At 60.7% G+C, this 11121-nt stretch carries 13 protein-coding genes; 10 read left to right on the top strand and 3 right to left on the bottom strand.

Annotation, left to right across the window (positions count from 1 at the left end):
• The 6 genes from HMPREF0308_RS06315 to HMPREF0308_RS06290 are packed head-to-tail and all read left to right on the top strand — an operon-like array spanning position 1 to position 4741.
• The gene (locus HMPREF0308_RS06315; protein WP_005529829.1) at positions 1-501 is read left to right on the top strand and encodes a Na(+)/H(+) antiporter subunit C; all 501 of its coding nucleotides are present in this window, start codon (positions 1-3) and stop codon (positions 499-501) included.
• A complete protein-coding gene (locus tag HMPREF0308_RS06310; protein WP_005529827.1) occupies positions 494-2269 on the top strand; it encodes a Na+/H+ antiporter subunit D in 1776 nt (591 codons plus the stop codon). Before HMPREF0308_RS06315 ends, HMPREF0308_RS06310 begins: the two co-directional genes overlap by 8 nt.
• Positions 2266-2784: a Na+/H+ antiporter subunit E gene (locus HMPREF0308_RS06305; protein WP_005529825.1), complete on the top strand. Its 519-nt coding sequence runs from the start codon at positions 2266-2268 to the stop codon at positions 2782-2784. Before HMPREF0308_RS06310 ends, HMPREF0308_RS06305 begins: the two co-directional genes overlap by 4 nt.
• Positions 2784-3059 carry a monovalent cation/H+ antiporter complex subunit F gene (locus HMPREF0308_RS06300; protein ID WP_005529823.1) on the top strand — a complete coding sequence of 92 codons (276 nt, stop codon included), beginning with the start codon at positions 2784-2786 and terminating at the stop codon, positions 3057-3059. Before HMPREF0308_RS06305 ends, HMPREF0308_RS06300 begins: the two co-directional genes overlap by 1 nt.
• Positions 3056-3445 carry a monovalent cation/H(+) antiporter subunit G gene (locus HMPREF0308_RS06295; RefSeq protein WP_005529821.1) on the top strand — a complete coding sequence of 130 codons (390 nt, stop codon included), beginning with the start codon at positions 3056-3058 and terminating at the stop codon, positions 3443-3445. The genes HMPREF0308_RS06300 and HMPREF0308_RS06295 overlap by 4 nt, the downstream gene beginning before the upstream one ends.
• Before the next feature lie 15 nt (positions 3446-3460).
• Positions 3461-4741, top strand: a complete 1281-nt coding sequence (locus HMPREF0308_RS06290; RefSeq protein WP_115340907.1) for a glycosyltransferase 87 family protein — start codon at positions 3461-3463, stop codon at positions 4739-4741.
• Positions 4742-4779: 38 nt separating this feature from the next.
• Here the strand turns inward: HMPREF0308_RS06290 and HMPREF0308_RS06285 are convergent, their stop codons facing one another.
• The 3 genes from HMPREF0308_RS06285 to HMPREF0308_RS06275 form a co-directional block, all read right to left on the bottom strand.
• A complete protein-coding gene (locus HMPREF0308_RS06285) occupies positions 4780-5925 on the bottom strand; it encodes a glutamate--cysteine ligase (protein ID WP_005529817.1) in 1146 nt (381 codons plus the stop codon).
• A 72-nt stretch (positions 5926-5997) separates the two neighbouring features.
• Positions 5998-6747 (bottom strand): LytR C-terminal domain-containing protein, encoded by a 750-nt coding sequence (locus HMPREF0308_RS06280; RefSeq protein WP_050765420.1) that lies wholly within the window; start codon positions 6745-6747, stop codon positions 5998-6000.
• Between the two features lie 17 nt (positions 6748-6764).
• Positions 6765-7046, bottom strand: coding sequence for a DUF3263 domain-containing protein (locus HMPREF0308_RS06275; RefSeq protein WP_005529813.1), 282 nt, complete (start codon positions 7044-7046; stop codon positions 6765-6767).
• Between HMPREF0308_RS06275 and HMPREF0308_RS06270 the strand changes: the two genes are divergently transcribed.
• The 4 genes from HMPREF0308_RS06270 to cls are packed head-to-tail and all read left to right on the top strand — an operon-like array spanning position 7045 to position 10996.
• Positions 7045-7665, top strand: a complete 621-nt coding sequence (locus HMPREF0308_RS06270; protein ID WP_005529811.1) for a peptide deformylase — start codon at positions 7045-7047, stop codon at positions 7663-7665. The genes HMPREF0308_RS06275 and HMPREF0308_RS06270 overlap by 2 nt on opposite strands.
• Before the next feature lie 22 nt (positions 7666-7687).
• Entirely contained in the window at positions 7688-8698 is a 1011-nt protein-coding gene (locus tag HMPREF0308_RS06265) for an N-acetylglutamate synthase, CG3035 family (RefSeq protein WP_005529809.1), read from the top strand.
• 3 nt (positions 8699-8701) lie between these two features.
• A complete protein-coding gene (locus HMPREF0308_RS06260; RefSeq protein WP_005529807.1) occupies positions 8702-9511 on the top strand; it encodes an exodeoxyribonuclease III in 810 nt (269 codons plus the stop codon).
• A 15-nt stretch (positions 9512-9526) separates the two neighbouring features.
• On the top strand, positions 9527-10996 hold the full coding sequence (cls, locus tag HMPREF0308_RS06255; protein ID WP_005529805.1) for a cardiolipin synthase: 1470 nt from the start codon (positions 9527-9529) through the stop codon (positions 10994-10996).
• The last annotated feature ends 125 nt before the right edge of the window (positions 10997-11121 follow it).

The following is an 11121-nucleotide window of genomic DNA, read 5'->3' as shown; positions in this document are numbered from 1 at the left end:
ATGGAAGCCAATCTGTTCCTTCTCCTCGCCGCAGGCGTGCTGTGCGGCTCTGGCGTGTATCTCATGCTTGACCGCGCCATGACCAAGATGCTGCTTGGCATCCTGCTGCTGGGCAATGGCGCCAACCTGCTGCTTCTGCAGGCTGGTGGGCAGGCGGGATCGCCGCCTATCGACGGCCGCGAGACCGCCCAATACGGTGAGAACATCGCGGACCCACTGGCCCAAGGCATGATCCTGACAGCCATCGTGATCTCCATGGCGCTGACAGGATTTATCCTGACCCTGGCCTACCGCCAGTACCGCTACCGCACCGCCGACGTCATTGAGGACGACGCGGAAGATACCGCAATCGCGGCCCTGGCCGCCCGCCCGGGCAACGCCGCCGCGGCCCCTGATCATGACGCGTCCAACGACCCAGCCACCGGCCGCGCCACTAAGGAAGGCGACGCCTTTGGCCCAGCCTTCTTCGAGGAACCCGTAAAGGAGGCAAACGATGACTGAGACCCTGCTTCCGCTGGTTAGCTTCCTGCTTCCTTATACGGGCTTCCTCATCCCCATGCCCGTGGTCATCCCGGCGCTCGCCGCAGCCTTGTCGATGCTGTGCGCCCGCTTCCCCGGCGCCCAGCGCCAGATCGCATTCTTCTCTTTGCTTTTGCTGGCAGCGGTCAATGCGCTGCTGATCTTGATCGCCGACACCGCGGGCATTCAGACCCTGCAAGTCGGCGGCTGGGACGCACCCGTAGGCATCACGCTGGTGGCCGATCGTCTCTCCACGGTGATGCTCTTTACCTCGTCCGTGGTCTTGTTCTCAGTGATGTGGTACGCCATCTCGCAGGGTATTCGCGACGGTTCCAAGGACGAGCCCGTCGCCGTCTTCCTGCCGACGTACATGCTGCTGACCATGGGCGTGAACGTCTCCTTCTTGGCCGGTGATCTGTTCAACCTGTATGTGGGATTCGAGATCTTCCTCGTGGCCTCCTATGTTCTGCTCACGCTGGGCGCCTCGCCCGCCCGCGTGCGCGCCGGCGTGGGCTACGTTATGGTCTCGATGGCCTCCTCTCTCATCTTCGTGCTCGCCCTCGCATATGTCTACGCGGCAGTGGGCACCATGAACATGGCGCAAATCGGCATGCGCATGGAGAACATCCCGGAGGGCACCCGTACGGCGATCTTCTCGGTGCTGCTCATCGCCTTCGGCATCAAGGCCGCTATCTTCCCGCTGGATGCCTGGCTGCCGGACTCCTACCCCACCGCGCCTTCCCTGGTCACGGCAGTCTTTGCGGGCTTGCTCACCAAGGTCGGCGTCTACGCCATCATTCGTGCACGCACCTCCATCTTTACCGGCGGCGGCCTTGATCAGTTGCTCATGTGGGTAGCGCTGGCCACGATGCTCGTGGGTATCTTAGGTGCGATGGCGCAGTCTGACATCAAACGACTTTTGTCATTTACGCTGGTGAGCCACATCGGCTACATGATCTTTGGGGTGTCCCTCGGCACCGCACAGGGTCTGTCCGGCGCCATCTTCTACGCGGTACACCACATTCTGGTCCAGACCGCGCTCTTCCTGGTGGTGGGCCTCATCGAGCGTCAGGCGGGTACCTCCTCCCTGCGCCGCTTGGGCTCGCTGATTTACAGCGCCCCGCTCATCGCAATTTTGTACTTCATCCCGGCCATGAACCTGGGCGGCATCCCGCCATTTTCCGGCTTCCTCGGCAAGGTCATCTTGCTGCAGGCCGGCGCGAACGAGGGCTCATGGCAGGCCTGGGTCCTGATTGGCGGCGCGGTCCTGACCTCGCTGCTCACGCTCTACGTCATGGTTCTGGTGTGGGCTAAGGGATTCTTGCGCGACCGCGCCGATGCCCCAGAAGGCAACATGGCATTGGCGCACCCTTCGCCGCTTTCCGACGTCACGGATGTCATCGAGCTCGAAGAGCGCCAGGACGTGGGCAAGGTGCCTTTCGGCATGCTGGCTTCCACCTCCCTGTTGGTGCTGGCGTCAGTATCAATTACTTTCCTAGCCGGCCCCATTTCCGGTGTGACCAGCCGCGCGGCCGAGTCTGCGCAGGATGACACCATCTACCGCTATGCGGTGCTGGGCGACAACGCTGATAATCCTTCCCGAACCCTGATCCAGAAGGATCGATACAAAAACGACGCTGACTCCTTCGAGCAGCGCCGCTCCCCCATTGAGCAGCCGCAGCCCGGCGTCGATTCCGTGGCTCCCGCCGCACCCACCGGCGCACCAGAAAAGAAGGAGGGGCAGCGATGAAATTTTCTGGCATTCGCCACCGCTTCCGCCCGTGGTTCATAGCTTGGATCACCGTCATGTGGTGCCTGCTCATGGGCGAGGTCACCGTGGCCAACCTCGTGGGTGGCTTGTTGGTAGGCCTCTTCGTGGTCTTAGCGCTACCACTTCCAAAGATGCCGATTTCCGGGGTGAAAGTCTCGTGGGGCAAGCTCGTCCTTTTCATGCTGCATTGGACGTGGGACCTTTTCCACGCTTCCCTGAAGGTGGGCTGGTTGGCGGTGCGCCCCCAGGAACCGCCCAAGACGGCGATTCTGGAATTGCCGATGCGCCTCGACAGCGAGTTCATCCTCTCCCTCGCGGTGAGCCTGTACAACCTGCAGCCGGGTGGAACCGTCACCGACATCGATATCGCGAACCGCATGCTGACTATCCACATTCTGGACGCGGCGTCGGAAGCCGAGATCGAAAAGGAGGTTGCCAACGTGGCACAGCTCGAAGCATCCATGATTGAGATTTTTGAAAGGAGCCACCCCTGATGGATCCGCAGCTTTATGGCATTTTGCTCACCATTGCGGCAGGGCTTTTGGTAGTGGCGTTCTTGATCACTGTCTGGCGCATCATCGTGGGCCCCAACTCGCTGGATCGCCTGGTGGGTATGGATGGCCTCGTGGCCATGTTCCAGTGCGCGCTGGCCACTTATATTTGCTGGACGCTCAACACAACGGTGGTCTCAGCGATGCTAGTGGTGGCTCTGCTGGGCTTCATCTCCACTGTTTCGGTCACCAGGTTTAGAAAGAGGGACCCGCAATGAGCTATCACCTTTTCGCTGACGTCATCTCGATTGTCTTGATTCTCATCGGCTCCTTGCTCGTCCTCGCCGCAGCGATCGGCGTGGCGCGTTTCCCGGACACAATGTCACGCGTGCACGCCATTTCGAAGCCCCAAACCACCGGCTTGATTCTCACTATTCTCGGTGCGTTTTTCCGCGTCACAGGCTCCGATTCCTTCAGCGTGACTGAGCGTGGCGATTTAGGGATTTTATTGTTACTGGTACTCTTTGCAATGATCACCAGCCCGGTGACTGCACAGCGCACCTCACGAATTGCACGACGTGAAGGCCTGTACGGTACCGCTGAAAATATGTCTCGCAACGACAAGCCAGCGACTCGTTCAATGCGTCGGAAAAAGGATTCATAGAAGCTAATGCACAGAATGAAGAGAAAACAGGGCAAGAAGCTCTACGGTATGCCCACACTGTTGACTCTTTTACTGGCATTTACGGCTTTGGTAATTTACCGCTTCAGCATTTATCCCGGCCGCGACCGCGCTTTCTTTGGCAAGATCCCGTTCGACTTGAAGATTTACCAAATGGCGGGCAAGGATTTGAAAGCGGGAGGCCAGCTTTACGACGCCCCCTATATCCATGAGTTTCCCTTCACCTACCCGCCGTTTGCTGGCTGGTTTTTCGAATGGATGGCTGATTTCAGTGACCACGATCTCATGGTGATTTGGCAATGGGTCACGGGAATCGCCCTCTTCATTGTCATCATGCTTGTCATTCGCGAGCGTGACTATCGGCTCGGGCCGCTGACCTGGCTGGTGGGAATTGCGCTGCTGGTTAGCAGTCTTGCTGCCGAACCAATCAACGGCACCTTCTACTACGGACAGATCAATATCCTGCTGATGTTCTTGGTGTCCCTGGATTTCCTCCTCCCCACCAAGCTCCGCCTGCCCGGAATCGGCATTGGTATTGCCGCTGGCATGAAGCTCACCCCGGCTTACATGGGCCTCGCGTTGCTCTTCCAGAAGCGCTGGTGGGCGGCCATTGGCTCCATTGCCGCTTTCGCAGTCACTATCGGCATCGGTGTTGCCTTCGTCCCCGACGCAAAGGATTTCTGGACGGACAAGGTTTTCAACTCCAACCGTATCGGGGAAATCGATGCCCCAGGCGCTAAGTCCCTGCGTTCTGTCCTCGCCCGTCTCACCGGCGAAGACGATACCGCGCTGTGGCTGCTGGGCGTGGTCATCATTGTCATGGTGACCATGTTGGCACTGCGTACGGCGTGGATTCGAAAGAACAGCACCGCAGCCTTTGCTCTAACCGGCTTGAGCGCTTGCTTGGTTTCGCCCTTCTCCTGGTACCACCACTTCGTGTGGGTTGTGCCCTTCGGCATTTGGGTAATGCTGGCGGTCAACGAGGCCATCGGAACGCGCCTGCGCACAGTCTGGGGCGCACAACTAGCCGCGGTAGCGTCCTTCCTGGCTCTGCTTATCGTGGAACTGCCTTTCGTGGCCGCACCGGTCTGGCTAGGGGGCTCCTCGCGCACCCTCGACGCATTGGAAACCTTCCAGCCATTGGCCTCCCTGGTGTGGCCACTAGCTTGCTTCCTCTACATCGCGGTGTACGCAATTTGGGGTTTCATGCCACAAAAGCACACCACCGAACTAGACGCTGCGCCTACGACCAGGATCCCTACCGTTCGCGTCAAGTAGCTTGCGCGCCGAAGCGCCGCCTCCCGCGTTGAAGGGCGCTAATTGCGCTCCAACGGCTGGCGGTCCAGCATCTCCTGGCAGGTCGCCTCGACTACCTTTTGCCAGCTGCCGGTCTCTTCGTACAAGGCACGCTGACGCTCATAGCCTGCGCCATCATCGATAATTTCGTGGATAAGGGCCAGCTCCTCGGCGCAGCCCAGCTCGCGGGCCAGCGGAGTTAGCTCCTCCACGAGGTCTGCCAGTTCATCCTTAATCCAGCGCTCATCCGTCTCGCGCGACGTAACCACCAAGGCATCCATGCCATAGCGCGCGCCGCGCCATTTATTCTCCGCCACGTGCCACGGCTGCAGAATTGGCAACTCCTCGCCGCGATCAATCATGCGGTCGTAGTGAACAACCAAGCAGTGAGTCAGTGCCGCCACGGCGGAGAGCTCGCGCAGATTGGAGGAGGCGTCGGAAATGCGCACCTCGACGGTGCCCCACTTGGAAGCCGGGCGGATGTCGAAATGCATCGAGCCGGTGTGGTTAATCACTCCCGAGATGGCCTGGTCCCGCATGTAGGACTGCCATTCTTCCCAGCTTTGGAACTGGTACGGCATGCCAGCGGTGGGCAGCTGCTGATAGAGCATCGTGCGGTTGGAGGCGTATCCGGTGTCAAGGCCCTCCCAAGCCGGGGAGCACGCCGAAATTGCCAGCAGGTGCGGGTACTTGGTCATCAATGCGTTGATGATGGGCCAGACGCGATCCTCGTGGCGAATTCCTACGTGGACATGGGTGCCCCACAACAGCATCTGCTTGCCCCAGTACTGGGTGCGGTTGATGATTTCGGAATAGCTCTCCTTAGCGGAGACGGGGTTTTCACGAAAATCAGTGAAGGGGTGTCCACCCGAAGCCCACAACTTAACGCCCATCTCATCGGCGGCGGCTCGGACGTGGGAAAGCTTGTGAGCAAGGTCAGCCACGGCTTCTGGAACCGTGTGGCAGATGCCGGTGACGAGCTCAACGGTGTTTTGGAGGAATTCCTTCTCCAAGTGAATCTCAGGCGCAGCGGCGTGGACGCGTTCAATCAGTTCAGCGCCACGGGGCACGAGATCCCACGTGGTGGGGTCGACGAGGGCGACTTCCCACTCAACGCCCAGTGTGGGTTCAGCAGAACGGGCGAAGGACTCTTCCGGAGTATTCACCCGTTCAGTCTAACTTTCACAGTCACCATACTGGGCATTTAAATTTATATTGCTGCACTTATTCCTGCTGCACTAGGCCTGCGGAATTGCCAGGACAGCTACAACCGCGTTGCCCTTGGTGTAGTTTTCACCTAGCTCAGCTGGGTATTCTGCAACAGCGCCTTCTGGGACGGCAGTAGCGCCATAAAACTCGGCTGCAGTCTGGCGAGCCAGTGCCTCTGCGTCTTTGTCACCGGCTGGGTAGAAGACCATGGTCTGCGGGACGGTGAGGACGTCGCCAGGCAGGTTGCCCACCTCGCCCACCTTGAAGCCGCGGTCCTTGAGCTTGGTGGATTCCTCATCTGCATAGCCCGCGCGGCCCGAGTTGTTAAAGACGTTGACCGGAATATCTTTGGGCGCGCGCTTAGCAGCCTCGCCCTGGGCTCCATCGTAGCCATCTCGATCTGCTGCGTTTTCCCCCTCGCCCGCCGCACCTGCGGCGGCTGGGTCGGAAGCCTGCGCAGACTCGCCCGGAGCCTGCTGAGCCGCGGATCCAGGTTTTCCGCCCTGTGCGCCCGGCTCGCCTTCTGCTGGAGCTGGAAGCGTGGCGGCCTCAGAGGCACCAGTTTGAGACGCGGTATCGCTAGAGTCCTCGGAGGTCAACTTGTACAGACCCCACATGCCGAGCATGACTGCAACGGCGATGAGCACCATCGCAAGGCCGCGCAGTGGCAGGCCGCTTGCTCCGCCGGCAGCAGCGCCGGTCGATGCACCAGAAGATGCATCGGTCGAGGCATCAGTAGGGGTGGATTCTGCCGAGTTATCTGAATTCACATTAGTCACAACAGTAACTCTAGCGTCTAGCTGTCGAGATCTGGGGCATTCCCCCTTGCGGCGCGCCGCACCTCTTCGCGCTGGTCACGCACCCGCCGCAAGCGCGCCACCAGCACCGGATAGGCCTCGGCGGCAGCGGGGGCGTCGAGAAGCACGTTCAAGCGCTGGTGATAGCGCACCGGTGAGATATCCAGCTGGGTGCGGATGGCCTCCTCCTTGGGTCCGATACCGCGCGGCGCGTGGGATTCGAACTCCAAGATGGCGGCGTCTAGGTCTGACAAGGAGTGCATGCCTAAACTGTAGGGCATGACTATTCGCCCCATCGTTATCCACGGCGACCCGGTTCTCCACAATCCCACTGAACCGGTCACTGAGCCCATCGATTCCCCGGAGCTCCAGGAGCTCATCGCGGACATGTACGAGACCATGGACGTCGCCCACGGCGTCGGCCTCGCTGCCAACCAGGTAGGCATCAACAAGCGCCTCTTCGTCTACCACTGCCCTGACACCGACGGCCCCGAAGGTACCGAGCTGCCGGCCGACAAGGCCGGCATGCGCAAGGGCTGCGTTATCAACCCGGTTTTGGAAACCTCCGAGATTCCTGAGGGCATGCCTGCCGACGACGGCTCCGAGGACGAGGGCTGCCTCTCCGTGCCGGGCGAGGGTTTCCCCACCGGCCGCGCCGACTGGGCACGCGTCACCGGCAAGGATGAACACGGTAATGACATCTCCATCGAGGGCTACGGCTTCTTCGCCCGTATGCTCCAGCACGAGACCGGCCACCTCGACGGTTTCGTCTACACCGACGTGCTCACCGGCCGTTTCAAGCGCCAGGCCAAGAAGATCATCAAGCGCAACGGGTGGACCGAGGCCGGCTGGACCTGGATGCCGGGCGAGGACGAAGATCCCTTCGGCCACGGCGCGTAAATAGGCCGCACTCTTAATCGACATGAGCTACATCTTCCGTTCTGACGCCGTCGAGGTCGGCGAGCGCGTCGTCGCCCGGCGCGAAATCGACGGCATGCACACCGACGTCATCGGCCACGTCCTCTCCCTCGATCCACTGGTCATCCGCCCCCAAGAAGTGGGCGGCTATCCCTCCTCGCTGGAAGCGGTGGAGATCCCGGCGGAGGAACTGAAGATCATCAAACGCCTGTCCCCGCGCATGGTCCGCAACTCCGACATCCGGGCCGTCGAGGTGGCCACCGCCGCAGCGTTCCCCGGAAAGGAACACACGTGGACCAAGGATGGGCAGTGGCTCATGCGCGCGGGTGACGGCGTGACTGGCCGCTCCAATTCCGCGGTTCCACTGGGTCCCTCGGCGGGCTTCACCCCGGTTCCGATGGACGAGATCGATGAGTTCTACGCCCGCCACGATCTCCCCACTCGCCTGGCTATTCCCGCGCGAATCGGCAAGCCTGCCGAGCGCGTCATCGCAGCGTCCCCAGAAAACTGGGAGCTAGAGCCCGAGGTCATCGTCATGGTGCGACTACTCGAGGGAGAGGTAGCTGGCGCCCCACTTCCAGAGGGCATCACTTTCCGCGTGGACGCACAGCCAGACCAAGAGTGGCTCGACCTCTACCACTTCCGCGGCCGGGCTCTGCCGCCTGAGGCGCTGGAGTATCTGCGCAGCCGCATCGACGGCACCATGGGATTTGGCCGCCTACTCGCCCCGAGCGGCGAGACCATCGCGATCACCCGCGGCACCCTCACCGAGTCTGGCGACGGTACGGTGTGGTTAGGATTCTCTGCCGTCGAAGTCGCTGCTGCTTGGCGACGCCGCGGCCTCGGCACCGTCCTCGGTTCCCACATGTTGGGCTGGGGCAAAGACAACGGCGCGGAAAAGGCATACCTGCAGGTGGTGGCGTCGAATAGCGCGGGCGTGGCCATGTACGGCAAGCTCGGATTCATTGAACAGCATCGACATAGGTACGCCATGCGCAAAGGCGGTAACCTGTAGTCCATGCGCATAGCCACTTGGAACATCAACTCGGTCCGCACCCGCGTCCAGCGCGCGGTGGACCTGCTGGCGAAACACGACATCGACGTGTTGTGCCTGCAGGAGACCAAGGTTGCCGACGATAAGTTCCCCGTCATGGACTTCGAGGCCGCGGGCTATCACGTAACTCACCATGGCCTGAACCAGTGGAACGGCGTGGCCATCGTGTCCAAGTCGGAGCCGGAGGAGGTCTTTACCTCCTTTCCCGGCCAGCCGGGCTTTGCCAAAGACCCAGAAAAGCCACAGAATCTCGAGGCGCGTGCGGTGGGTGCGCGCATTCGCGGGGTGGAAATCTGGTCACTGTATGTGCCCAATGGCCGCGAAATCACCGACCGCCACTACGCCTACAAGCTGCAATTCCTCTACGCGCTGGCTCGCTACGCGGAGTCCCGCGCACAGTCGAAGCTGCTGCTTACGGGCGACTTCAACATCGCCCCACGCGACGAAGACGTGTGGGACATCGAGGCCTTCCGCGGTAAGACTCACGTCACCGAGCCGGAGCGCGCGGCATTCCAGATGCTCGAGGAGGCCGGCCTGGAGGAAGTGACACGACGCTTTACTGAGGAGCAGCGCTGGACCTACTTCGACTACAAGTCGCTGCGCTTCCAAAAGAACGAGGGTATGCGCATCGACTTCCAACTGGCGTCGCGGTCCTTGGCGGCCACGGTGCAGTCCGCACAGGTAGACATGGTTGAGCGAGCCGGGGATAAGACCTCGGACCACTGCTTGCTCTTGGCCGACTACGACCTCCCCGACTTCGACTCCGTGCGTTAGGAGCACTCCTCAGGCATGAACTTGGCGCTGAACATCGATCTGTCATTCTGGCAGCTGTTTTTCTTGATCCTCGATTACGGCATCAAGATCGTCGCCATCGGTTTCGTCCCTGAAGGCCGCCGCCCTTCCAGCTCCACGGCGTGGCTGCTGGCTATTTTGTTGCTGCCGCTCGTAGGCCTTCCGCTGTTCCTGCTCATGGGCTCGCCTTATATCAACAGGCGCCGGCACCGCATCCAGCAAGAAGCCAATGACCTGCTGGAAGACGTCACCGCGAATACTCCTAACCATCCGCGCGGCCGGCTCTCCCCAGAGGTCGAGTCTCTGATTACTCTCAACCGCAACCTGACGGGTTTCCCGGCGCTCATTGGACACAACAAGGGCATTTACAGCGATTATGCAGAAGCCATCGCGGCTATTTCTAGGGCGGTGGATAAGGCGGAAAAGTACGTCTACATCGAGATTTACATCCAGTCTTGGGACGAGGTCACCGACGTGTTCTACCAGGCGCTCAAGCGCGCCCGCGCCCGCGGCGTGGAGGTCAAGCTGCTCCTAGACCAGATTGGCAGCTTCAAGTACAAGGGCTACTGGGGCTTTGGCAAGAAGCTGACGGAAATCGGCGTCGAGTGGCACTTGATGCTGCCGCTGCAGCTGCACAAGTTCCGCTTCCGCCGCCCCGACCTGCGCAATCACCGCAAGCTCGTGGTGGTTGATGGCCACACTGGCTTCATCGGATCGATGAACATGATCAAGCGCAGCTATAAATCCAAGAATCGCTATTGGGTGGACTACATGGTGGAACTCACGGGGCCGGTGGTGACTTCATTGTCCGCGGTCTTTGCGGTGGACTGGTACCTGGAATCGGAAGAGGCGCTCTCGCTGGAGCCGTTGCCTTACGACGACGCACTCACCGACGACTCCAACTTCCTCCAGCTCATCCCGTCTGGTCCTGGTTACACCACGGAGCCGAACCTGCGAATGTTCAACTCTTTGGTGCACCACGCTAAAGACCGCTTGGTGATGGTCTCGCCTTACTTCGTACCGGACGAGTCCTTGCTCGAGGCGGTCACCACCGCGTGCTATCGCGACGTTGACGTGGAGCTTTATGTCTCGGCGAAAGCGGACCAGTTTATGGTCAACCACGCGCAGTCCTCCTATTACCAGACACTTTTGGAGGCGGGCGTGCGCATCTTCCAGTTCCCGGAACCTTTCGTACTGCACTCGAAGTTCATCATTGCGGACCCTGACCAGCCCGGCCGCGACCCGCTATGCATGTTCGGCTCCTCAAACATGGACATGCGCTCCTTCGGCCTGAATTACGAGTCCACCATGCTCGTGGCCAAGGGCAACTTGCTCGAGGATTTCAACCAGTTGGCGTCGAACTATCGCGCTGTGAGCCACGAGCTGACTTTGGAGGAATGGAACGAGCGCGGCTTTATCCGCCGCTATGTTGATAACGTGATGCGCTTGACTTCGGCGCTGCAGTAGCCGCGCGGCGAGGCTCGCTTTCCCTCCCCGCTCTCGCTCCCTCCCTCCCGCTCCCTCCCTCCCGCAAATACCCAGCCCTAGCTACCCAGACCCTGAGGTCGCGGATCCGTCAACTCGGCGGCACC

The organism is Corynebacterium striatum ATCC 6940 (genome assembly GCF_000159135.1).
GTDB lineage: Bacteria > Actinomycetota > Actinomycetes > Mycobacteriales > Mycobacteriaceae > Corynebacterium > Corynebacterium striatum.
The sequence above is the reverse complement of the archived record's forward strand: the minus strand, read 5'-3'. Positions and strand labels throughout refer to the sequence as shown.

Bases quoted from the DNA above. Each gene is read 5' to 3' on its own strand.
- HMPREF0308_RS06315 (WP_005529829.1), top strand. From the start codon at position 1: ATGGAAGCCAATCTGTTCCTTCTCCTCGCCGCAGGCGTGCTGTGCGGC.
- HMPREF0308_RS06310 (WP_005529827.1), top strand. From the start codon at position 494: ATGACTGAGACCCTGCTTCCGCTGGTTAGCTTCCTGCTTCCTTATACG.
- HMPREF0308_RS06305 (WP_005529825.1), top strand. From the start codon at position 2,266: ATGAAATTTTCTGGCATTCGCCACCGCTTCCGCCCGTGGTTCATAGCT.
- HMPREF0308_RS06300 (WP_005529823.1), top strand. From the start codon at position 2,784: ATGGATCCGCAGCTTTATGGCATTTTGCTCACCATTGCGGCAGGGCTT.
- HMPREF0308_RS06295 (WP_005529821.1), top strand. From the start codon at position 3,056: ATGAGCTATCACCTTTTCGCTGACGTCATCTCGATTGTCTTGATTCTC.
- HMPREF0308_RS06290 (WP_115340907.1), top strand. From the start codon at position 3,461: ATGAAGAGAAAACAGGGCAAGAAGCTCTACGGTATGCCCACACTGTTG.
- HMPREF0308_RS06270 (WP_005529811.1), top strand. From the start codon at position 7,045: ATGACTATTCGCCCCATCGTTATCCACGGCGACCCGGTTCTCCACAAT.
- HMPREF0308_RS06275 (WP_005529813.1), bottom strand. From the start codon at position 7,046: ATGCCCTACAGTTTAGGCATGCACTCCTTGTCAGACCTAGACGCCGCC.
- HMPREF0308_RS06265 (WP_005529809.1), top strand. From the start codon at position 7,688: ATGAGCTACATCTTCCGTTCTGACGCCGTCGAGGTCGGCGAGCGCGTC.
- HMPREF0308_RS06260 (WP_005529807.1), top strand. From the start codon at position 8,702: ATGCGCATAGCCACTTGGAACATCAACTCGGTCCGCACCCGCGTCCAG.
- cls (WP_005529805.1), top strand. From the start codon at position 9,527: ATGAACTTGGCGCTGAACATCGATCTGTCATTCTGGCAGCTGTTTTTC.